We start from the raw sequence: 22,311 nt of genomic DNA on the forward strand, positions 1-22,311 counted from the left end.
ACGGCCTTGAAGGTGAAGGATGAAATCTTCGCTCGGGGGTGCTAGCCTGACCCGGGGGTCCTCGGGCCCGGCAACAGGGAGACATACCAAGATGATCAGAAAACTGGCACTGGCGACCACACTTGCGCTTACCCCGCTCATGAGTTTGGCAGAGGGGGTGACCCATTATCTGGCGATCCATGTGAACGAAAATGATCCGCAGGTGATGAACATCGCGCTGAACAACGCGCAGAACGTCCAAAGCTATTTTGCCTCGCAAGGGGATGACGTGGTGATCGAGGTGGTCGCCTATGGCCCGGGTCTTCACATGCTGCGCGCCGATACCAGCCCGGTGGCCGATAGGATTGCCGCGATGTCGCTGGAAAGTGATACCATCAGTTTTGCGGCCTGCGGTAATACCCACCGCAAGATGAGCGAAGCCGCCGGGGCCGAAGTGCCGCTTCTGGAAGAGGCGGGGATGGTGACGTCGGGGGTCGTGCGACTGATCGAGTTGCAGGAGGCCGGGTATTCCTACCTGAAACCCTGACCTGTCGGGCTTGCCCCTGCCGCGCGTCAGGCTAAGGTCGGCCCAACGCGCGGAAAGGAGCCCCGAATGAAACAGATCGAACTTGGCCAATCCGGGATCATGGTCCCGGATTGGTGCCTTGGCACCATGACATTTGGCACCCAGACCGATGTGGCGGGCAGCCATGCCCAGATCGACATGGCACTGGATCATGGTCTGAACTTCGTCGACACCGCTGAGATGTATCCGGTCAACCCGGTGCGGGCGGAAACCGTTGGCCGGACCGAGGAAATCATCGGCGACTGGCTGGAAAAGACCGGGCGGCGCGGCGATATCATCCTTGCCACCAAGGCCGGGGGCGACAGCCAGATGGTCCGGGGCGGAGAGGGCTATGGCCCCGAGTCGATCCTGCGCATTCTGGACGGCAACCTGAATCGGCTGAAGACCGACTATATCGACGTCTATCAACTTCACTGGCCGATGCGCGGGTCCTACATGTTCCGCCAGAACTGGACCTACGACCCCTCCGGACAGGACCGGCAAAAAACGCTCGACCATATGGCCGGGGTTCTGGAAAAACTGGGGCAGGCGCAGAAGGCCGGGAAAATCCGGGCCTTCGGCATGTCCAACGAAAGCGCCTGGGGCTGCACCCGCTGGATCGACGTGGCCGAACAGGTGGGCGGCCCGCGGATGGCGACGGTGCAGAACGAATATTCGCTGCTGTGCCGTATGTATGATGCGGACATGGCCGAAATGGCGGTGAACGAAAAGGTGACGCTCTTGTCCTTCTCGCCGCTCGCCACCGGGCTGCTGACCGGAAAATATCAGGACGGTGCCGTGCCCGAGGATAGCCGGATGTCGCTGAACGGCAATCTTGGCGGCCGCAAGACCCCCCGCGCCTTCGAGGCGGTCGGACGCTACCTTGATCTGGCGCGCGATCACGGGCTGGACCCCGTGCATATGGCCATGGCCTGGCAACGCAGCCGGCCCTTCCCGATCTCGGCGATCTTCGGGGCGACGACGATTGATCAACTGGCCCATATCCTGAGGGGCAAGGACATGGAACTGTCGCCCGAGGTGACCAAGGAAATCGACCGCATCAACAAGGCGATCCCGATGCCATACTGAAGGAGGGTGGGTTGAAACCCACCTTACTTTTCACGCTCTCATTTTTCCCAAGGTACTTTGGGGATTAGGCCCTGCGGTCAAAGGGGCGCTGCCCCTCTGGCCCGTTCCGGGCCATTCACCCCGGGATATTTATTGACCCAAAGAAGGGGACAAGGCGCGTTTGCAAGGTGGGTTTCAACCCGCCTTTGCCCGTCAGGGCCAGTTGCCGCGTAGCCTGCGGATGTCGCGGACCGAGGTGCCATAGGCCGCTTTGAACGCCCGGCCAAAGGCCGCGTGGCTTGAGAACCCGCAAGCCAGCGCAATGTCCTGCACCGCCATATCCGTGTCGCGGGCCAGCCGCTGCGCCTCGGCCAGCCGCAGGCCCAGCCAATAGCCATGCGGGCTTTGGCCCAATGTGGCCCGGAATTTCTGTTCCAGCTGCCGCCGCGACACACCCAAGAGCGCGGCCAGCCGGTCCATGGGCAGGGGCGCGTCAAGCCGGGTTTCCATTTCCGCAATGGTCCGCGCGATCAGGGGCGACCGCCGCGACAGCGCAAGCGTGGGCACCAGCCGTTGCGGCGCATCGCCCGCATGAACGGGGTCATAGATGAACACGCCTGCCACCCGCGCAGCCACGTCGGCCCCCGCGTGATGCCGGATCAGCGCCAGCATCATGTCAAGACAGGGGCTGGCCCCGCCGGTTGTCAGCATCCGGCCCGAAACCCGGAACCGGTCGCGCACGGTTTCCACGCGCGGGAACCGGGCGGCAAACCGGTCAAGGTCTTCCCAATGGGTCGTGGCGGCCTGACCGTCCAGAAGCCCGGCAGAGGCCAGAAGCCAGCCCGCCCCGTCAACCGCGACGATCACAGCCCGCCCGCGCGCCATCCGCCGCAGTTCCCGGTGCAGCGCCGGAGTATCCTGCCGGTCGAGGCTGAAGCTGGCCACCAGCATCAGAAGGTCCGGCACCGGAACCGTGCCCACCGCCGCGCCGGGGATATCGAACCCGGCGGTGATCCGCGCCGGGCTGCCCGCCATGGTCAGGTAGGTCCAATCGAAGACGCGCCGCCCGGCGAAGCGGTTCGTGGCCCGCATCGGGTCCACTGCCGCGGCAAGGGACAAAAGGTTCGTGTCGTCCAGAACAAGGACACCCACCCGGACCGGCCGATCGGTGGGAAGACTGGGGAATGCGCTATTCATCAAAAACAATGCGTAAAACGGAAAGCGCAGACTGCCAAGCGGTATCATAGTTGGGACAGAATCAAGGATCGGAGGACCAAGATGCCCCTGCAAATGAACCGAGAGGTCTTTATCACCTGCGCCGTTACCGGATCGGGCAGCACCCAGGACCGGAGCCCGCATGTCCCCCGGTCCCCCAAGGAAATCGCCGATAGCGCCATCGCCGCCGCCAAGGCCGGGGCGGCCGTGGTGCATTGCCACGTGCGCGACCCCGAGACCGGCGCCCCCAGCCGCAAGCTGGAATACTACCGCGAACTGACCGACCGCATCCGCGATGCCGAGGTTGATGTGGTCCTGAACCTGACCGCCGGGATGGGCGGCGACATTGTCTTTGGCGGCACTGATAACCCGCTGCCCGTCGCGGCCGGGACCGACATGATCGGTGCCGCCGAACGGGTTGCCCATGTGGCCGAATGCCTGCCGGAGATTTGCACGCTGGATTGCGGCACCATGAACTTTGCCGAGGCCGATTACGTGATGACCAACACGCCGGGCATGTTGCAGGCGATGGGCCGGATGATGACGGATCTGGGCGTCAAGCCCGAGATCGAGGCATTTGACACGGGCCATTTGTGGTATGCCAAGCAACTGGTGAAAGACGGCATTCTGGACAGCCCCGCATTGGTTCAGCTGTGCATGGGCGTGCCATGGGGCGCGCCCGACGACCTGAATACCTTCATGGCGATGGTCAACAATGTTCCCGACGACTGGACCTTCAGCGCCTTTTCACTGGGCCGCAGCCAGATGCCCTATGTCGCGGCCGCCGTTCTGGCCGGGGGCAATGTGCGGGTTGGTCTGGAGGACAACCTGATGCTGGACAAGGGCGTTCTGGCGACCAACGCACAACTGGTCGAACGGTCGGTCAACATCATCGAAAACCTTGGCGCCCGGGTCATCGGTCCGGAGGAGGTCCGCAAGAAGCTTGGCCTGACCAAGCGGGCCCCGGCCTAGATATGGCACCGCGGGACCGGGCACTGGCGTGCGTGAAGGGGCGTGCTACCGTTCGGGGAACCTGCCCCAACGGAGGATACCCCATGCGCCGCCTGTTTTCCGGCCTCGCCCTTGCCTTGACCCTTGGCCTGACGGCCTGCGGGGTGCCGCTTGAAACATATCGTGACGCCAGCGTCCCCATCGCGTCGAAGGCGCTGTTCGAGCCAGATCGCTACCTTGGGCTTTGGCACGAGGTCGCCCGTTACCCGGTCCCGTTCGAAGAGGGTTGCGTGGGGGTTACTGCGGAATACACTGCCCGCCCCGACGGGCTGATCGGGGTGCGCAATACCTGCCGGACCGCAGATGGCAGTATCCGCAGCACCATCGACGGCACCGCCGAAATCGTCGGGCCGGGGCGGCTCAAGGTGCGGTTTGCGTCGGTGCCTTTCGTGGCCTCCGACTACTGGGTGCTGTGGGTCGATCAGGACTATACCGTGGCCGTTGTGGGGGCGCCGGACGGCCGGTCAGGCTGGATTTTGAGCCGCACCCCGCAGATTTCCGCCGACAAGCTGGCCGCGGCACGTGAAATTCTCGACTTCAACGGGTATGATCTGTCCCGTCTGAAGGAGTTGTAACCATGAAGAAGCTGTTTCTTGTCTGCATCCTTGGCCTGGTCGCCTGCGAAGAGGTTCCGGGCGGTGGAATGGCCGCCCCGTCTTCGGGCGGTGGGGCGTTCAAGGAATACCTTGTTCTTGGCAATCGTTCGATGACCTATCAGGAATGCGTCGCCCTTGGCGGGCTGGTTATTCACGACGCGGGAAGCTCCATGTGGGCTTGTGATCCGCGCGTGACCAACCACAACAACGTGTCCCCGGACGAAGAATTCAATCACCCCGACACCTGACCACGGGTTTCGGGGGCTTCGGACCCGGCCGCGCCTGACACGCCCGGCCCCTTTCATGGACAAGGGTCCAGTCTGCTTTCGGTCCCGCCTGTACGGCGGGGGCGGGGGTCTCGCGTTGTGAAAGGGAGAGATATGGCAGCGCATGCAAAGAACCGGATCGCCGCGATCATCGGCGGGGGCGTCATCGGGGGCGGTTGGGCCGCGAGGTTCCTGCTGATGGGCTGGGACGTCCGCGTGTTCGACCCGGACCCGGAAGCGGGCCGCAAGGTGGGCGAAGTGCTGGACAACGCACGCCGGTCGCTGCCCGGTCTGTCCGACGTGGCTCTGCCCGAGGAAGGCACCCTGACCTTTCACGACACCATTTCCGATTGCGTTGCCGGGGCCGAGTGGATTCAGGAAAGCGTGCCAGAGCGGCTGGAGTTGAAGCGCAAGGTCTACCAGACCATTCAGGAACATTGTGCCCCCGACGCGATCATCGGGTCGTCGACCAGCGGCTTCAAGCCGTCCGAATTGCAGGGCTGCGCCACCCGTCCCGGCCAGATCGTCGTGACCCACCCATTCAACCCGGTCTACCTGTTGCCGCTGATCGAGCTGGTCCCCTCGGACATCAACGCCCCCGAGGACGTGGAACGCGCCAAGGGTATCCTGACCGCCATCGGCTGCTACCCGCTGCATGTGCGCAAGGAGATCGACGCCCATATCGCCGACCGCTTCCTTGAAGCCGTCTGGCGCGAGGCGCTGTGGCTTATCAAGGACGGCATCGCCACCACCGAAGAAATCGACAACGCGATCCGCTATGGGTTTGGCCTGCGCTGGGCGCAGATGGGCCTATTCGAAACCTACCGCATTGCCGGGGGCGAGGCCGGGATGCGCCATTTCATCGCCCAGTTCGGCCCTTGCCTGTCCTGGCCCTGGACCAAGCTGATGGATGTGCCAGAACTGACCGACGAGTTGACCAACCAGATCGCCGACCAGTCCGACGCCCAGTCGGGGATGCATACGATCCGCGAATTGGAACGGATCCGCGACAACAACCTTGTCACCATGATGCGCGGGCTGAAGACGCAGAAATGGGGTGCCGGGGCGCTGTTGAACGATCAGGACCGCCGGATCGACCAACTGCCCGAGACGCTGGACGATGTGGGTGATCTGTCCGCGCCCATCGTCACCGTGGCCCGCGCGGTGCCACTCGACTGGACCGACTACAACGGCCACATGAACGAGGCCCGCTATCTTCAGGCCTTCGGGGATGCGACCGACAAGTTCATGGCGATGGTAGGCTGCGACGCCGATTACATCGCCACGGGCGGTAGCTATTTCACCGCCGAAACCCACATTCGTCACATCGACGAGGCACACGCCGGGGCGCGCATCCGGGTCGAGACTCAGGTTCTTCTGGGGGCGGGCAAGAAGATGCACCTGTTCCACCGGATGTTTGACGGCGACCGGCTGCTGGCCACCGGGGAACATATGCTGATCCACGTCAGCCTTGAGACCCGCAAGGCCAGCGAGCCGGGGCCGTCTGTCGCCGCTCCGCTGGCGCGCGTGGCCGGGGCCCATGCGGCCCTGCCGCGCCCCGAAGGGGCGGGCGCGGCTGTCGGGGTGCGCTAATGCCCCGCGTCCTGATTACTGCCGGGGCCAGCGGGATCGGCCGCGCCATGGCCGAGGCCTTTGACGCCGCAGGCTACGAGGTCTGGGTCACCGATGTGGACACTGACGCGCTGCAATCCTGCCCCGGCAACTGGCGGTGCCGGGTCGTGGACGCGGCGGACGAGACGCAGATCGCCACGCTGTTCGACGGGATCGCCGGGGCGGGCGGGCTAGACGTGCTCTGCGCCAACGCGGGCGTCAAAGGTCCGACCGCCCCGATCGAAGAAGTCACGCTGGACGACTGGCGGGCCTGCACGGCGGTGACGCTGGACGGGGCCTTTCTTGTGGCGAAATACGCAGCCCCCCTGATGAAGGCGGCGGGGCAGGGGGTGATCCTGTTCACCTCCTCCACCGCCGGGATCTATGGCTATCCCAACCGCAGCCCCTATGCGGCGGCGAAATGGGCGGTAATCGGCTTGATGAAGACGGTCGCGATGGAACTGGGGCCGTTTGGCATTAGGTCCAACGCGATCCTGCCCGGCGCGGTCGAAGGGCCGCGCATGGAACGGGTGCTGGAGGCCGAGGCCAAGGCCAAGGGCATGACCCGCGATCAGGTCTACAACGGCTATGCAGCGGGCGTGTCGATGAAGACCTGGGTTGAAGCGCGGGACATCGCCGATATGGCGGTCTTCCTTGCCTCGGACGGGGCGCGGCGGGTGTCCGGGCAGGTGATCGCCGTAGACGGGCATACGGTCAACCCGGATCCGCAGGTCTAAGGCGGTCAGGCGCAGGCCCATGGCCTATGCAACCTGGGCCTCGATCCGGTCCAACTCGTTCATGAATTCGCGGCTGGACACCTCTGCCTCGCGGATCAGCCCGTCGAAATGCCGGGTGATCGCCTGCACCCGCTCCGTATCGCGGAAGGCCAGATAGGACGACCCAAGGTAGATCACCGCCAGCAGCGGGCCAAAGACGGTGACAGGGGCGGAATACAGCCTGCGGGCGTCGAACAGATAGACCCGAAGCGAGGGGTAAAGCTGAACATAGAGGCCGCGGAGATGGGCGATCTGGGCGGCGCGAATGTCGCGGGGTAGCCCGCCGTAATAACCCTCGGCGCGGGCAAAGCTTTCGATTTCATGCAGGGGCAGGGCAATCTCGTAGTCGGATTTCGATGCCCGCATCCAGTTCAGGCGGTCGCGGCTGGCGCCAATTGCCTGTTCCGCCGTCTTGCCCAGCGACGGGCCATATTCCCAGGCCAGCATCGTATCGGTTTTCAACATGTCCGGCAGGCCGGTCGGCACATGGCGGATCTTGTATCCGGCCGCTTCCTGATGCCAGCCAAAGATCGTTTCATCCACCAGGGCGCGGGGGGCGCGGGTCATGGTCATCGCGGCGGCCACAAGGTCGGCGGCCAGTTCCGGTCGGTCCGACAGCCCCAACAGCCAGTCGGCCGAGACCCCCAGCGCCGCCGCACAACCCGCCACCAGCTGCGCATTGGGCAGCCGCGCCCCATCGCCCTTCAGCAGTTGGGAAATGGTCGACCGGTCCACGCCACAGGCGCGGGCCAGCCCGCTTTGGCTTTCGCCGGCACGGGTCATGGCAAGGGCGATCCTTTCCCGAAACAGGGCAGCGCGGTCACGTTTGTCGATAGAGTTCGCCATGATGTCGAATATTATCACCATTGATTAGAAAAGTTAATCAGATTCAGAATGCCCGAGGCACCGGCACCCGATTATCCAAAGAATAACAAAAGATAAGAGGGCGAAATGGACAGCGGCGCAGCATCGGGACCAGAGGCAGCCATCTTGCGGGGCCGGTCATTGCCGCGTGTAGAATGGCGGACGCTGGGGTTGGTCGCGGCGTGCTACGCGGCCTGGGCCGGGGCGGTGGCCCTGCTTGCGCCCCTGTCCCTCTGGCTGGCCGTGCCGGTGGCGGCGGTGGCCATCGCGCTGCACAGTTCCCTGACGCATGAGGCGATCCACGGGCACCCGTTCCGGGCGGGCTGGCTGAACGCTGCCCTGATGTTCCCGGCCTTGTCGCTTTGCGTGCCCTACGGGCGGTTCAAGGCAACCCATCTGGCCCACCATCATGACGAGACCCTGACCGACCCCTATGACGACCCCGAAAGCAACTACCTCGATCCGGCGGTCTGGGGCCGGATGACCGGCGCAGTGCAGGCTCTGCTGCGGTTCAACAATACGTTGGCCGGGCGGCTGACGGTCGGGCCGCTGGTCGGGCAGGTGATGTGGATGGCCAGCGACCTGCGGCTGATCCGCAAGGGAGATCGCAGCGTGATGCGCGACTGGCTGCTGCATCTGCCTGCCGCCGGTCTGGTGCTTTGGCTGGTTGCGCTGTCGCCGATGCCGGTCTGGGCCTATCTGCTGGCCACCTATTTCGGGCTGGCGCTGATCAAGATCCGCACTTTTCTTGAACATCAGGCCCATGAAAAGGCCCGCGCCCGGACCGTGATCATCGAAGACCGGGGGCCGCTGGCCTTCCTGTTCCTGAACAATAACCTGCACGTCGTCCACCACATGCACCCGCAGGTGCCGTGGTATGACCTGCCCGCGCTATACCGGTCCAACCGCGATCACTACCTGCGGCGCAACGAAGGCTACCGGTTCCGGTCTTATGCCGAGGTGTTCCGCCGCTACCTGTCCAAGGCGAAAGACCCGGTGCCGCATCCGCTCTGGCCCAAGGACTGATTTCGGGTCATAGAGCGGGCCATGACAGCATGGATCCCGATTACCCTTCTGGCCGCGACGGCCCAAACCATCCGGTTCATGCTGCAAAAGCACCTGAAATCGACGCGGTTGTCGACGGTCGGGGCGACCTTCGCGCGGTTCTTCTATTCCTTTCCAATGGTTGCCGTGCTGGCGCTGTCCTACGCGGCGGCAAGCGGGCAGGCCTTGCCTGAGCTGCCCTCGGGGTTCTTCGGACCGGCGCTAATCGGCGGGGCGGCGCAGATCGTTGGCACGCTTTGTGTCGTGGCGCTGTTTTCGCTGCGCAATTTCGCGGTCGGAACCACCTTCATGAAGACCGAAGTGATCCTGTCGATCCCGGTCGGCATGTTCTGGCTGGGGGACCGGGTCGGGCCGCTGGCTTTCGTGGCGATACTTGTCGGGCTGTGCGGGGTTCTGTTGATGTCGGACACGCCGCGCGCTGATGGGCGGGGCGGCTGGCGGCGGGTGGTGAACCCGGCGGCGGGGATCGGGCTTTTGTCCGGGCTGGCCTTTGCCGTCTCGGCGGTGGGTTATCGCGGCGCCACCCTGTCGCTGGCCGAAGGGGACGCCGTGTTGCGGGCGCTGGTGACCCTGTCTTTCGTCACCGCAAGTCAGGCACTGGCACTGGCGCTCTGGCTTGGCTGGCGGGACCGGGCCGAAATTGGCCGGGTGGTTGCCGCATGGCGGGTCGCCGGGTTTGTCGGCGTGTTTTCAATGATCGGATCGGCCTGCTGGTTCACCGCCTTCGCCCTGCAACAGGTGGCCTATGTCAAAGCGGTCGGACAGGTGGAAGTGGCGCTTTCGGCGCTGGCCTCGCTGTTCGTATTCCGCGAGGCGATCACGGGCCGGGAGTGGGCCGGGCTAATCCTTCTGGGCGGGTCGGTCATCGGGCTGGTGTTGGTGGCCTGAGGGGCGATCACCTTACCCGGGGGGCGCTTCGCCCCCCACCATGGTAACTCATGGTCCCCAGAGTATATTTGGAACCCAAAGAAGAATGGGCCGTGAGTCCCCCCTTCTTTGGGTCAATAAATATCCCGGGGTGAATGGCCCGGAACGGGCCAGAGGGGCAGAGCCCCACACGTAAGGTGGGTTTTAACCCACCATCCCCCGAACCTAGGGCGCGAGAGGCGACCTGCCGCCCAACCGTTCCATGAAATGCCGCTCGTCCTCGTGCCGGAAATAGGGCACCTGTTGGGGCGGGCCGGGGTCATCCAGCCGGGCCGCGATTTCGGCCAGAACGACCTCGGTGATGAAGGGCAGATCAAAGCTGCGCGCCTTGTCCAGCGGCACCCATTGCAGATGCGCCAGTTCATCCTCGGCCCGGGAAAAATCATCCGGGTCGGTGCGCAGGTGGTCGGCGTCGGCCAGAAAGAACCGGGCGTCAAAACGGCGCGGGTTGCCCGGCGGGGTCACCGCGCGAAAGACGAATTGCAGGGCGGCGGCGTCGGGCAGGTGGCCGGTGGCGGCAAACCCGCGCCAGCCGCGCGGGGCGGCTTCGGGCCAGTCGCCAGTGGTGCCAAGGATATGGCCGGTTTCCTCCCACAGCTCCCGGATCGCGGCGGCGGCGATCTGTCCGGGCGGCAGCGCGCTGTCTTCGGTCAGGCGGTCGGCACAGACCGGGGGTAGGGGCGCACCCAAGGGCACGGTGGCATCCACCGCGTCGATCGCCCCGCCCGGAAAGACGAATTTGTTCGGCATAAAGGCCGCGCCAGACCCGCGTTGCCCCATCAGCACCGCCGGCGCGGTCTTCCGGTCACGCAGCAGGATGATGGTCGCGGCGTCGCGTATCGCGGTCTTGTCGGTCATCCGGTCCCCTGTCTGTCAGGACCGGGATGAAGCCCCGAACCCGTGCATCCGCTTGGCCCATTGGATCGCCACAACGACCCCCTTCAGCCTTGGCAGAAGGTAGAGCGACAGGGCCACGCAGCCAACCGTGAAAATCGTCGCCATCACCAGCGGTTCGGGCCGGAACCGGGTAAAGACGATATGGATCAGCGGCGCCATCAGGTGCCCGACCACGAGGATCGTCAGGTAGGCCGGGCCGTCGTCGGCGCGGTGGTGGTGCAGCTCTTCCTTGCAGGCCGGGCAGCTATCCGCGACCTTCAGATAGCCCGAGAACATCCGACCTTCGCCGCAATTGGGGCAGCGGCGGCGGAATCCGCGCATGACCGCCGGACCGGTCGGCCGGTCGTCGGGGTCGATGATGTTGGCAACGCTTGTATTCGTGGCTTGGTCGGACATGGGGCCTCCGTTCGTCCCACAGGGGGCAAGGCCCCTGATCTAAAGAAATCTGGCCTGAGTGTCGTTGCGGCGGGTTGTCGCAAAGCAAACTGAAAAAAAGATGCACGTCCTGCGACGGAACCTACGCCGCGCCGCGTTCTATGGGCAAGTTCGGCAGTTGAGGGCCGGGCGACACATAAGACTGACCTGATACAGACAAGGAACAAGACCATGAAAACTCCGCTTCTTTTGGCCGCGATCGCCGCTGGTTTCGTCGCAACGGGGGCTAATGCCGCCGGGTTCGGGCATGACGGCGCCGGTATGGGCCGGGGCATGGGCCCGCAGATGGGCCCGATGATGGATTTTGCCACGCTGGACGCCAACGGTGACGGGTCGCTGACGCTGGAAGAGCTTCAGGCTGCCCCCGCGAACCGCTTTGCCGCCCAGGACACGGACGGGGATGGCGCCCTGTCGCCCGAGGAACTGACCGCTGCGATGGTGGCCGAAATCACCGCGCGGGCCGAGGATCGGGTGACCCGGATGATCGGCGAATTCGACGAAAACGGGGATGGGCTGCTTCAGGCCGAAGAAATGCCGCAGCCCGGCGGGCGGATGGGGCGCGATCCCTTCGAGCGGATGTTCAGCCACATGGATGCCGATGAAGATGGCGTCGTGACCGCCGAGGAATTCGAAACCGCCATGGCCGAGATGGGCGAACACCGTCAGGGCCATGGACGCGGCGAGGGCCGTGGCCGCCACGGAAACTGACCCACCCCTGTCCCGGCGGCGATTGTCGCCGGGGCAATCACAGGATAGCACTCTTGCCCATGACCCTAGCTGCGCGCCTGCCAGAGACGAACAGCCCTGATGCCGCCCCCGACGGGGCGCTTCTGGTCGCCTTTGCAAATGGCGACATGGGCGCGGCGCGGGTTCTGGCCGCGCGGCTGACGCCGCGGGTTCTGGGGCAGGCCACCCGCATGCTGGGCGGTGACCGGGCCGAGGCCGAGGACGTGGCGCAGGACGCGATGATGCGCCTGTGGAAGATCGCGCCAGACTGGCGTCAGGGCGAGGCACAGGTGACGACATGGCTGTATCGGGTCGTTGCCAACCTGTGCACCGACCGGCTCCGCCGCCGTCGCCGCACCGTGGATTTCGACGCCGTGGCCGAGCCGGAGGACGGCCGTCCCGGCCCGGCAGAGCAGATGCAAGAGGGCGCGCGGATGACCGCCCTTCGCGATGCCTTGGCCGCGCTGCCGGACCGGCAGGCACAGGCAGTGGCGCTGCGCCATCTTGAAGGGTTGTCAAACCCCGAGATCGCAGAGGTGATGGAAATCAGCGTGGAGGCCGTGGAAAGCCTGACCGCGCGGGGAAAACGGGCGCTTGCGGCATTGCTTGCCGGGCGCAAGGATGAACTGGGGTATGGACATGACTGACAAGGACCTTTCCCAAACCGAAGACCGGATGCTCGAGGCGCTGTTCGCAGAGGCGCGATCTGCCCGCGTGGCCGACCCTTCCGAGGCGCTGATGCAGGCGATCCTTGGCGATGCGGCCGAAGCACTTGAAGCGTCCCGCCCTGTTCCGGTCGCGGCGGCCCGTCCCGGGTTTCTTGCCGGGCTCTGGGCCGCGCTGGGCGGGGTGGCCGGCGTGTCGGGCCTTGCCACGGCGGCGGCGGTCGGTGTCTGGTTCGGCGTCGCGCCCCCCGCCGGTCTGGACGGGCTCAGCACGGCGATCTGGGGCGAATCCGTATCCGTGTCGATCTTTTCGGCGGACGATATTCTGGGATTGGAGGGCTGATCATGGCCGAGGATGACAAGACACCGAAGCCGCCGATGCGCCGGTCCCTGCGGACCCTGCTGATCGTGTCACTGGCGCTGAACCTGATGGTGGCCGGGGTCATCGTGGGGGGCATTGCCAAGGGCCGCGCGCCCGGTCCGTTTGGCGGCTTTGACATGACGCTGGGGCCCTTCGCCCGCGCCTTGGACGATCATCATCGCCGCGAACTGCGGGACCATCTGCGCGGACAAGAGGGCCTTCGCCCGCCAAGCCGCCGCGACCGCGCCGAAGCGATGCGCGATTTCATGGCCGCGCTGCGGGCCGACCCGTTCGACCCGGCGGCGGTTGATGCGATTTTCGCCGGACAGCGGGACCGGGCCACGGCCGGGATGCGGGCCGGACAGGATGCGCTGCTGGGTCAGTTGCAGTCCATGACCGCGGCGGAACGCGCGGCATTCGCCGACCGGCTGGAACAGGAACTGCGGGAGTTTCGGGGCGGCGACCGGGACCGGGACTAGGTTCAGGCCGCCGATTGGCTGATGCTGACCGTGTTGCGCCCGGCCGATTTGGCCGCAAAGAGCGCGTGATCGGCGGCATTCACCACGCGGGTCATGTCGGGCAGGTCGGCTGACATGCCATGGGCCACGGCGACCCCGGCAGAGAGGGTCACGTTGATCGTCGCGCCACTGCTCAGTTGAAAGGGTTCTGCCTCGACCGCGCGGCGCAACCGCTCTGCCGCGATCCGGGCCGTGGCCTTGTCGCAATCGGGCATGGCCACCAGAAATTCCTCGCCGCCGATCCGGGCCACCAGATCGACCGCCCGCAGGTTCGACCGCAGCCGTTCGGCGACGCCGACAAGGACAGCGTCGCCCACAGCGTGGCCATGGGTGTCGTTGATCCGCTTGAAATGGTCGATGTCCAGAACCATGACCGCGATGTCCTGTCCGGTTTCGCGGGCGCGGTCGGCCATCCGGTCGATGTGGGGCAGGGCATAGCGCCGGTTATAAAGGCCGGTCAGCGGGTCCGTCACTGCCGCCTGCAACCCGTGGCGCACGGTGTCACGCAGACGATCGGTGCGGGCCTTGCGCTGCGCCAGTTGGGCGATGCGCCAGCCGATCTCCTCGAGCCCGACAGAGGCACCGGCGACATCATTGGCCCCAAGGTCCAGAACCATGGCCGCTGTTTCGTCGTCGCCATCCGGAGTCAGCACGAACTGCGAACAATGGCGGGTTTCCACGCGGCTGCGCAGATCCGCAAGCAGACTGAACACCCGCCCGCTGTCGATCAGCCCGGCACCGTTGCGGGCGTCGATGACAAAGACATCCGGCACGTCATCCAGCCCGCCGGGGGACAGGACCCGGTCCGGGTCCAGCGCGCGCACCCGGTCCCGCGCCCCTGCGCCAAGCGCCTGCGACAGGCCCACGGCCCGGGCCACCGGATCGGCGATCAGGACGATCTTGCCGGGGGCAATCCCATCGAAGCCCGCAGGATCTTCGCAAAATCCAAGGGCCCGCTCCGTGTCCTCGCGCAGGCGCAGTTCCGCATCCGCGTCATGCGCGCGCAACAGGGACCGGATGCGGGCCAGCAGAAGCGTGTCCGACAGCGGCTTTTCCAGAACGTCATCGGCCCCGGCCTGAAGCGCGGCCAGCCGGTCCGCCGGCCCATTGAAATGCCCCATGGCGATGATTGGGATGGCGCGGGTGGACGGGGCGGTGCGCACGGATTGGACAAAACCACGGACTTCGTCCGAAAGGCGGCTGGTTTCGATGAGAATCAGGTCGGGCCGGTCGGTTTGCACTGCCTGCATCGCGGATTGGGGATCTGACCGGGGCACAACCGCGTATTGTGCCGCAAGAAGCTTTACCTTCAGCACGATACGATTGGTTGCAACACCATCAACTATCAGGATACGGCCCGACATCCTAAAATCCTCACAACGGGCGTCTTGCTTGCCCTTTGTCCAAGAGTCCTGCTGAATGGTTAAGAAACGGTTTCCGTTTTCGTAAGGAAGGCAAATGAATCCTGAACGTGCCGAGACAATCGCGATCCAGGCCCTGGGCTGGCTGGCGGCGAACGATGATCTTTTTCCCGTCTTTCTGGGATCGACCGGGGCGTCGGCGGATGACCTTAGGGCGCAGGCCGCTGACCCGGCCTTTCTTGGGTCGGTTCTGGACTTCCTGACGATGGACGACGCCTGGGTGGTTGCGTTTTGCGATGCCGCCGGATTGCCTTATGACACACCGCTTCGGGCCCGCCACGTCATCGCGGGCGAGGCCGGCATGCACTGGACCTGAGGCAAAGCGGTTGCAATCCACCCGCTGAACCGCCAATTGGGGCGGGGGCTTTACGGACGGACGGCAATGTTGCGGAAATTGTGGAACAGGCTTGAACGGTGGGAGGACTCCTATCGGGCCAAGTTCACGCACGACATCACCGACCCGGAAGAACGGAAGAAGTCCCAATTCTATGCCGATTGGGTCGATCACGGAATCCTGCGGTATAAGTGGCATAATTTCGAACGGGTCGCGCCGCTGCTCTGGCGCTCGAACCACCCCAACGACGACAGGTTTCGCGCCTATGCCGAACTTGGGATTACAACGGTCCTGAACCTGCGGGGCAAGACCGACAAAGCCTTCTATCATTTCGAGGTCGAAAGCTGCGCCGCGCTGGGCCTGCGCCTGATCGACCTGCCGATGGCCGCCCGCAGGGCGCCGACGCGCGAGCGGTTTCTGGAGCTGATCGACCTGTTCGACACACTCGACACGCCGACCCTGATCCACTGCAAGTCCGGGGCGGACCGGACCGGGCTGGCCGCCGCCGTCTACCTGCTTCATGTGATGAAGGCGCCGCTGGAGGAAGCCCGCAAACAGCTGTCGTTTCGGTTCCTTCACATCAAACTGACCAAGACCGGGACGCTGGATTACATTCTGCACTGTTATGGCGAGCGTCTGGCAAAGGGGCCGATCCCCTTCCGTGAGTGGGTCGAGACGGAATATGACGGGGCCGCCATGCAGGCCGCGTTCGACAAGACCACGATCCGCGAGCGGATGCGTTTCTGATCACAGGTCAAACGCCTGATCACAGAAAAAATTCGACGGAATCCCGTTGTCGGCCCATATAACCGAGGATGGGTGCGCGAACTGCCCCCAAGCATACGTGCGAGATTGATATGCGTTTTCTGGGCCGGAGCCTTCTGGGCATCTTCTTGTTGTCGATGACAATCGCGATCCTTGCGGTGGCGGTGAATACCGTGCGCACCGCGGTCGAGGCGCGGATGGCAGACGACGGGCGGTCTTTCCCCCGGCGGGAACGGGTTGTGGCTGTCAATGTCATCGCGGTGGAGCCTTCTGTGATCACCCCGCAGATGCAAGTCTTTGGTACCTTACGCAGCGAGCGGGTGCTGGATCTGCGGGCGGCCGTGGGCGGAACGGTCGAGACCGCCCATCCGGCATTGGCCGATGGCGGGCGCGTGGCCAGCGGCGACCTGATCCTGTCGATTGACCCGACCGATGCGCAGGCGGCCCTGTCGCGGGCGCAGGCGGATCTGGCCGATGCCGAGGCTGAACTGCGCGATGCCGACCGTGCGCTGGCGCTGGGGGCAGATGAACTGGCCGCGGCAGAGGAACAGGCAGAGCTGCGGCAACAGGCGCTGGTGCGGTCGCGGGATCTGTTGGATCGCGGCACCGGCACGGCGGCGGCTGTCGAAACGGCAGAACTGGCAGTGTCTTCGGCAAATGCGGCGGTCCTGTCGCGCAGGCAAAGCATTGCCCAGGCCGAAAGCCGTGTCGATCTTGCCGCCACCCGGCTGGACCGTGCCGGCATCGCACTGGACGAGGCCGAACGGACCCTTGCCGAGACCGAGATCTTCGCGCCGTTTTCCGGCACCCTGTCGGGGGTGAACGTGGGCCTTGGCGGGCGTTTGAATGCCAATGAACAGATCGCGCAGCTGGTCGATCCCGACGCGCTGGAGGTGGCGTTTCGCGTCTCGACCCGCCAATACGCGCGCCTGATCGATGACGGCGGGCAACTGCGTAATGCCGCCCTGACCGTCACACTGGACGCCGATGGGGTGGACCTGACGGCCAGCGGCACCATCACCCGCGAAAGCGCAGAGGTGGGCGAGGGGCAGACCGGTCGGTTGCTGTTTGCCTCGCTCGACCGGCCGCGCGGGTTTCGCCCCGGCGATTTCGTGACCGTCTCGGTGACCGAGGACCCGCTGCCCGGCGTCGCCCTCTTGCCCGCGACGGCAGTTGCCGCCGATGGAACCGTCCTTGTCCTTGGGCCAGAGGACCGGCTGGAACGGCTGCCTGCCGCTGTTTTGCGGACCCAGGGCGATCATGTGATCGTCGAGGCGCGGGCGATTGCCGGGCGCGAGGTCGTGGCCGAACTGTCGCCGCTTCTGGGCGAGGGGATCAAGGTTGCGCCGAACCGCCCCGGCGCCGCGCGCGAAGAACCGGCGCCTCCGGAGATGATCGCGCTGGACCCGGACCGCAAGGCCCGGATCGTGGCCTTTGTCACCGACAGCCGGATGCCCGAGGACGCCAAGGCGCGGATTCTGTCCCAGCTTGAAGGCGACGAGGTCCCGGCCGAGGTCGTGGCCCGGATCGAATCCCGGATGGGGGGCTGACCCATGCGCGGGCCCGAGGGAATCATCGGCGGCGCGGCGGGCGGCATTTTCCGCTATTTCGTGCGCCACGGCACGGCGGCCAACCTGTTGATGGTGTTGCTGATCGCGGCGGGGCTTTTGACCTATCCGAAGATGCGGGCCCAATTCTTCCCGGACGTCGTGACCGACAGCATTTCCGTCAGCGTCGCGTGGGACGGGGCCGGGGCTAGCGACGTCGACGCCGCGATCATCCAGATCCTCGAACCCGCGCTTCTGACCGTCGAAGGGGTTGCGTCATCTTCTGCGCGCTCTACCGAAGGGCGGGCCAGCGTCAGCCTTGATTTCGAGCCGGGCTACGACATGGATCAGGCCACAAAGGACGTTCAGGACGTTCTGGATGGGCTGTCCACCCTGCCGGAAGACGCCGAAGACCCGGTGCAACGGTCGGGCGGGTTCCGCGACCGGGTGACCGACGTGGTGATCACCGGCCCTGTGGGGCTGGATCAGCTGGCCCGGTTCGGCGACGAGATGATCGCGCGGCTGTTCAACGAAGGCGTCAACCGGACCTCGATCAGCGGCTATGCCGCGCCCTCGACCGTGGTTGAAGTGCCGATGCTGGCGCTTATGGAACACGATGTGACCATGGCCCAGATCGCCACGGCCATCGCCGCGGAGGCCGGGGCCAGCCCTGCGGGGGATGTTTCCGCCGACGCCCGGCTGCGCACCGGGGTGGCCAAGCAATCCGCCGACGAGATTGCCGGGATCGTGCTGCGCACAAACCCTGACGGATCGGCCCTGACCGTGGGCGATGTGGCCCGCGTGCGGGTAGAGGGCGCGGACCGGGATATTGCCATTTACGTGGGCGACAACCCGGCCATTTCGATCCGGGTGGACCGGTCGGCGCAGGGCGATGCCATCGGCATTCAGGCCAGCGTCGAAAAGGTCGCGGCCGAGGTGCAGGCCAACCTGCCCGATGGGGTCACGATCGACCTTGTCAGCGCGCGGGCCGAACAGATTTCCGCCCGGCTTCGGATCCTTCTGGAAAACGGGGCGCAGGGTCTGGCGCTGGTTCTGGCGCTGATGTTCTTCTTTCTGAACGCCCGCACGGCGCTTTGGGTGGCGGCGGGTATACCGGTGGCGATGATGACCGCCGTGTCGCTGATGTATCTGGGCGGGCTGACCTTCAACATGATCTCGCTTTTTGCGCTGATCATCACGCTGGGGATCGTGGTGGACGATGCCATTGTGGTGGGTGAACACGCCGACCACAGGGCACGCAGGCTGGGCGAGCCCCCCGAGGTCGCTGCCGAAACCGCCGCCGCCCGGATGTTCAGCCCGGTTCTCTCGGCGACGCTGACCACGATCATAGCCTTCTACGGACTGGCGCTGGTCGGTGGGCGGTTCGGCGACCTGATTTCCGACATTCCCTTCACCGTGATCGCGGTTCTGGCCGCGAGCCTTGTGGAATGTTTCATCATCCTTCCCAATCACCTTGCCCATTCCGTGGTACGCGGGGGCAAGACCGCCTGGTACGACTGGCCCTCGCGGCTGGTGAACCGGGGCTTTGACTGGGTGCGGCGGGTCCTGTTCCGGCCCCTTCTGACGCTGGCGATCCGGGCCCGCTATCCGGTGCTGGCGGGGGTGGTTCTGGTGTTGGCGCTGCAGGTGTCGCAGCTGATCCGCGGTGACGTGCAATGGCGGTTCTTCTCGGCCCCCGAACAGGGTCAGGTCACGGGCAATTTCGCCATGCTGCCCGGCGCGACCCGCGACGACAGCGTGGCGATGATGGTTGAATTGCAGCGCGCGGCAGAGACCGTCGCCGCCCGGTTCGAGGCGGAGCACGGTGCCAGCCCGCTGGCCTATGTCACGACCCAGATCGGCGGAAACAGCGGCCGGGCGCTGTCGGGCGCGGACACGAAGGAAAGCTATCAGCTTGGGGCCATATCCATCGACCTGATCGACGCGGACCTGCGGCCCTATGCGTCCTCGGCCTTTGTCGCGGCGATTCAGGACGAGATCGTCCAGCATCCGATGGCCGAAACGGTCAGCTTCCGTAGTTGGGGTGCGGGGCCGGGAGGCGACGGGATCGAGGTGAGCCTGTTCGGCTCGGACACCCGCACGTTGAAGGCCGCGGCAGAGGCGCTGAAGACCGACCTTGCCCGTTTCCCCGAGGTGTCGGGGCTGGAAGACAACCTTGCCTACGACAAGGCCGAACTGGTGCTGGAACTGACGCCGCGCGGGCAGGCGCTGGGCTTCGGGATCGAAGACCTTGGCCGGACGCTGCGCAACATGCTGGGCGGGATCGAGGCGGCAACCTACCCCGACGGGGCGCGATCGGCGACGATCCGCGTGGAACTGCCGGAGGGCGAGATCACCGCCGACTTCCTTGAACGGGCCATGGTCCGGTCGCCCAGCGGGGTCTATGTGCCCGTCGCGGACATCGTGACCGTGACCCGCGAAACCGGGTTTTCGACGATCCGTCGGGAAAATGGCATCCTGCAGATCACCGTCAACGGGTCAATCTCCGAAGACGACGCCGACCGGGCCGCCGCCGTGCAAGAGGCGCTGGAACAGGAAATCCTGCCCGCGCTGGAAACCCGATTTGGCGTCGAAAGCGCGACCGGCGGGCTGCGCCAGCAGGAACGGGATTTCCTTGGCGACGCGCAATCCTCGCTGGTGATCGTGCTGACCGCGATCTACCTGGTGCTGGCCTGGATCTTCGCAAGCTGGACCCGGCCACTGGTGGTCATGGCCGTGATCCCCTTTGGCCTTGTCGGCGCGATCTATGGACATGGGGCTTGGGGAATTCCGATGAGCCTGTTTTCCGTGGTCGGCCTGCTGGGGATGGTCGGGATCATCATCAACGACAGCATCGTGCTGGTCACGACGATTGACGAATATGCCCGATCCAAGGGGATGGCGCAGGCGATCGTCGAAGGGACATCGGACCGCCTGCGCGCCGTGTTCCTGACAACCGCGACCACGGTTCTGGGGCTGGCGCCGCTGTTGTTCGAACCCTCCAGTCAGGCGGAGTTTCTGAAACCCACGGTCGTGACGCTGGTCTATGGTCTCGGCTTTGGCATGGTGATCGTGCTGCTGGTGGTGCCGCTGTTGCTGGCCTGTCAGGAGGATGTGAAGCGGCTGCGGCAGGCGGCGCGGCGGGCCCTGCGGGCACCGCGCGGGGCAATCCGGGTGCCTGCGGTCTTGGCGGTGATCCTGTCGGCGGCCCTCATGGCGGCCCTGATCCTGCCCTACCTGATGGGGCAGTCTGGCTGGGGATGGGTTCTGGCGCTGCTGCCATCGGCGGGGCAGGGGATCGGTATGGCGCTGGGGCTGTTTGGCGCAGCGCTGGCAGGGGGGATGGTCCTGATCCTTCTGAGAACCCTTGGAACCGTATCACTCTTGCAGCGTATGCGCAGGCGGCAGGGGGCGGTGGGTTAAAACCCACCTTACATCAGGGGCTCTGCCCCTCTGGCCCTTGCGGGCCATTCACCCCGGGATATTTCAGACCCAAAGAAGGGGACTGGACTCACGGTCCATTCTTCTTTGGGTTCCAAATATCCTCTGGGGGCCATGAGCTTTCAGGTGAGGGGCGAAGCGCCCCCGGGTAAGGTGGGTCTTGACCCACCATCCCTAATCCGCCGGGGCAAATCCGGCGATCAGGTGCCGCAGCCCGATGGCCGCGCCGGCAAGGATTGCCGCAAGGGTCAGCGGGGCCGACCAGGCCAGCACCGAAAAGGCCGATAGCCCCTGACCGATGGAACAGCCAAGCGCGATCACTGCGCCGACCCCCATGATCCCGCCGCCAAAAATCTGCCGGCGCAATTCGCGCGGGTCTTCGCAGGCCTCCCAGCGGAAATGCCCTTTGATCAGCGACCCGGCAAAGGCCCCGATCCAGACCCCGGCCACGGACCCGATCCCGAAGGACAGCGGTTGCGCGCTGGCGGTCATGGTCCAGAAGATCGCCTCGCCCAGCGGGGCGGAAAAGGTGTGCGACACCACCGGCAGCCCGTCGAACCCATTTCGGGCGATCCACTGGGTTCCGGCCCAGCTGATCACGACCGAAGCCCCGACAACCGCGCCCCAGCCGATATAGGCGGGCTTGTCCCGCATCCGGGCCGGGGCCACGGCAAAGACAAGGATCGCCGCCCCGATTGAGCAACCGACCAGTACCGGCGACAGGCCGGTCAGGCCGCCCAGCGAATGCGCAATGCCCGGCAGGTTGCCCGTGGCCGGGGATTGGTCGAACAGTTGCACCCGCACCCAGGCCAGCGGGCCGGAAATCGTGGCATAGGCGCTGATCCCCATGACCAGAACGATCACGAAATTGCGCAGGTCGCCGCCGCCCAGCCGGGCCAGCGCGCCATAGCCGCAGTTCCCTGCCAGCGCCATGCCATAGCCGAACATCAGCCCGCCCACGATGGACCCGATCGGCGCGAAGGCAAAGCCAAGGTAGATGGTGTCGCCCGCGTCCAGAAGCCCCGCGCCCATCAATCCGAAACTGCCCAGAACCGCGACACCAATGGCCACGCCCCACATCCGCAGGCGCAGGTCGTTGTCGCCGTAGTAATAGTCCTCGATCGCGCCAAGGGTGCAGAACCGCCCAAGCCGGGCCGCAAGCCCAAGCATCACCCCGCCGAGCAGGCCCACGAGGGCCGCGGCGTTCCCTTCACCAATCATGTCGAGCATTCAGTCCTCCCCGCGGTCATGCCGTCCG

Annotated in this window: 23 protein-coding genes; 17 read left to right on the forward strand and 6 right to left on the reverse strand. The window is 65.4% G+C overall.

Features of this window, described 5'->3' with window-relative positions:
- Positions 1-91: 91 nt before the first annotated feature.
- The gene (locus EU803_RS17900) at positions 92-526 is read left to right on the forward strand and encodes a DsrE family protein (protein WP_165352898.1); all 435 of its coding nucleotides are present in this window, start codon (positions 92-94) and stop codon (positions 524-526) included.
- 66 nt (positions 527-592) lie between these two features.
- Positions 593-1,633, forward strand: coding sequence for an aldo/keto reductase (locus EU803_RS17905; protein ID WP_129685429.1), 1,041 nt, complete (start codon positions 593-595; stop codon positions 1,631-1,633).
- Between the two features lie 192 nt (positions 1,634-1,825).
- On the opposite strand, the gene EU803_RS17910 is transcribed toward EU803_RS17905, so the two are convergent.
- Entirely contained in the window at positions 1,826-2,809 is a 984-nt protein-coding gene (locus EU803_RS17910; RefSeq protein WP_129685431.1) for a GlxA family transcriptional regulator, read from the reverse strand.
- Positions 2,810-2,890: 81 nt separating this feature from the next.
- Between EU803_RS17910 and EU803_RS17915 the strand changes: the two genes are divergently transcribed.
- From EU803_RS17915 to EU803_RS17935, 5 genes are all read left to right on the forward strand, one after another.
- The gene (locus EU803_RS17915; protein ID WP_129685433.1) at positions 2,891-3,799 is read left to right on the forward strand and encodes a 3-keto-5-aminohexanoate cleavage protein; all 909 of its coding nucleotides are present in this window, start codon (positions 2,891-2,893) and stop codon (positions 3,797-3,799) included.
- Between the two features lie 83 nt (positions 3,800-3,882).
- Entirely contained in the window at positions 3,883-4,413 is a 531-nt protein-coding gene (locus EU803_RS17920; protein ID WP_129685434.1) for a lipocalin family protein, read from the forward strand.
- A 2-nt stretch (positions 4,414-4,415) separates the two neighbouring features.
- Entirely contained in the window at positions 4,416-4,682 is a 267-nt protein-coding gene (locus tag EU803_RS17925) for a hypothetical protein (RefSeq protein WP_129685436.1), read from the forward strand.
- A 132-nt stretch (positions 4,683-4,814) separates the two neighbouring features.
- The gene (locus EU803_RS17930; protein ID WP_129685438.1) at positions 4,815-6,293 is read left to right on the forward strand and encodes a carnitine 3-dehydrogenase; all 1,479 of its coding nucleotides are present in this window, start codon (positions 4,815-4,817) and stop codon (positions 6,291-6,293) included.
- On the forward strand, positions 6,293-7,048 hold the full coding sequence (locus tag EU803_RS17935) for an SDR family oxidoreductase (protein ID WP_129685440.1): 756 nt from the start codon (positions 6,293-6,295) through the stop codon (positions 7,046-7,048). The genes EU803_RS17930 and EU803_RS17935 overlap by 1 nt, the downstream gene beginning before the upstream one ends.
- 24 nt (positions 7,049-7,072) lie before the next feature.
- Here the strand turns inward: EU803_RS17935 and EU803_RS17940 are convergent, their stop codons facing one another.
- Positions 7,073-7,933 carry a helix-turn-helix transcriptional regulator gene (locus EU803_RS17940; protein ID WP_129685494.1) on the reverse strand — a complete coding sequence of 287 codons (861 nt, stop codon included), beginning with the start codon at positions 7,931-7,933 and terminating at the stop codon, positions 7,073-7,075.
- Positions 7,934-8,038: 105 nt separating this feature from the next.
- On the opposite strand from EU803_RS17940, the gene EU803_RS17945 reads away from it, so the two are divergent.
- Together EU803_RS17945 and EU803_RS17950 are read left to right on the forward strand one after the other, a co-directional pair.
- Positions 8,039-8,977: a fatty acid desaturase gene (locus EU803_RS17945; RefSeq protein ID WP_129685442.1), complete on the forward strand. Its 939-nt coding sequence runs from the start codon at positions 8,039-8,041 to the stop codon at positions 8,975-8,977.
- A gap of 21 nt (positions 8,978-8,998) precedes the next feature.
- Positions 8,999-9,904 (forward strand): DMT family transporter, encoded by a 906-nt coding sequence (locus EU803_RS17950; protein ID WP_129685444.1) that lies wholly within the window; start codon positions 8,999-9,001, stop codon positions 9,902-9,904.
- A 204-nt stretch (positions 9,905-10,108) separates the two neighbouring features.
- Here EU803_RS17950 and EU803_RS17955 read toward each other — a convergent pair whose 3' ends face one another.
- Both EU803_RS17955 and EU803_RS17960 read right to left on the reverse strand, forming a co-directional pair.
- Complete coding sequence (locus tag EU803_RS17955) at positions 10,109-10,801, reverse strand: NUDIX hydrolase (protein WP_129685445.1); 693 nt, start codon at positions 10,799-10,801, stop codon at positions 10,109-10,111.
- A gap of 15 nt (positions 10,802-10,816) precedes the next feature.
- The gene (locus EU803_RS17960) at positions 10,817-11,236 is read right to left on the reverse strand and encodes a DUF983 domain-containing protein (RefSeq protein ID WP_129685447.1); all 420 of its coding nucleotides are present in this window, start codon (positions 11,234-11,236) and stop codon (positions 10,817-10,819) included.
- Between the two features lie 210 nt (positions 11,237-11,446).
- On the opposite strand from EU803_RS17960, the gene EU803_RS17965 reads away from it, so the two are divergent.
- From EU803_RS17965 to EU803_RS17980, 4 genes are read left to right on the forward strand one after another with little or no spacing between them, the layout of a single operon-like run.
- Positions 11,447-11,983: an EF-hand domain-containing protein gene (locus EU803_RS17965; RefSeq protein ID WP_129685449.1), complete on the forward strand. Its 537-nt coding sequence runs from the start codon at positions 11,447-11,449 to the stop codon at positions 11,981-11,983.
- A 59-nt stretch (positions 11,984-12,042) separates the two neighbouring features.
- Positions 12,043-12,648 carry an RNA polymerase sigma factor gene (locus EU803_RS17970; RefSeq protein WP_129685450.1) on the forward strand — a complete coding sequence of 202 codons (606 nt, stop codon included), beginning with the start codon at positions 12,043-12,045 and terminating at the stop codon, positions 12,646-12,648.
- Complete coding sequence (locus EU803_RS17975; RefSeq protein WP_129685452.1) at positions 12,641-13,009, forward strand: hypothetical protein; 369 nt, start codon at positions 12,641-12,643, stop codon at positions 13,007-13,009. The genes EU803_RS17970 and EU803_RS17975 overlap by 8 nt, the downstream gene beginning before the upstream one ends.
- Before the next feature lie 2 nt (positions 13,010-13,011).
- Positions 13,012-13,506, forward strand: coding sequence for a periplasmic heavy metal sensor (locus EU803_RS17980; RefSeq protein ID WP_129685454.1), 495 nt, complete (start codon positions 13,012-13,014; stop codon positions 13,504-13,506).
- A gap of 2 nt (positions 13,507-13,508) precedes the next feature.
- Here EU803_RS17980 and EU803_RS17985 read toward each other — a convergent pair whose 3' ends face one another.
- Positions 13,509-14,909: a diguanylate cyclase gene (locus EU803_RS17985; protein WP_129685456.1), complete on the reverse strand. Its 1,401-nt coding sequence runs from the start codon at positions 14,907-14,909 to the stop codon at positions 13,509-13,511.
- 94 nt (positions 14,910-15,003) lie between these two features.
- Between EU803_RS17985 and EU803_RS17990 the strand changes: the two genes are divergently transcribed.
- The 4 genes from EU803_RS17990 to EU803_RS18005 all read left to right on the forward strand — a co-directional run bounded on the left by EU803_RS17990 (position 15,004) and on the right by EU803_RS18005 (position 21,035).
- Positions 15,004-15,282, forward strand: coding sequence for a DUF3572 domain-containing protein (locus EU803_RS17990; protein WP_129685458.1), 279 nt, complete (start codon positions 15,004-15,006; stop codon positions 15,280-15,282).
- Positions 15,283-15,348: 66 nt separating this feature from the next.
- Positions 15,349-16,047 carry a tyrosine-protein phosphatase gene (locus tag EU803_RS17995; protein ID WP_129685460.1) on the forward strand — a complete coding sequence of 233 codons (699 nt, stop codon included), beginning with the start codon at positions 15,349-15,351 and terminating at the stop codon, positions 16,045-16,047.
- 155 nt (positions 16,048-16,202) lie between these two features.
- Positions 16,203-17,615, forward strand: coding sequence for an HlyD family efflux transporter periplasmic adaptor subunit (locus EU803_RS18000; RefSeq protein WP_347400090.1), 1,413 nt, complete (start codon positions 16,203-16,205; stop codon positions 17,613-17,615).
- A gap of 3 nt (positions 17,616-17,618) precedes the next feature.
- Positions 17,619-21,035, forward strand: coding sequence for an efflux RND transporter permease subunit (locus EU803_RS18005; protein WP_129685464.1), 3,417 nt, complete (start codon positions 17,619-17,621; stop codon positions 21,033-21,035).
- 192 nt (positions 21,036-21,227) lie between these two features.
- Here EU803_RS18005 and EU803_RS18010 read toward each other — a convergent pair whose 3' ends face one another.
- Complete coding sequence (locus EU803_RS18010; RefSeq protein ID WP_129685466.1) at positions 21,228-22,283, reverse strand: YeeE/YedE family protein; 1,056 nt, start codon at positions 22,281-22,283, stop codon at positions 21,228-21,230.
- Positions 22,284-22,311 lie beyond the last annotated feature (28 nt).

Source organism: Loktanella sp. IMCC34160 (assembly GCF_004145845.1).
In the GTDB taxonomy this organism is placed as follows: Bacteria; Pseudomonadota; Alphaproteobacteria; order Rhodobacterales; family Rhodobacteraceae; genus SELP01.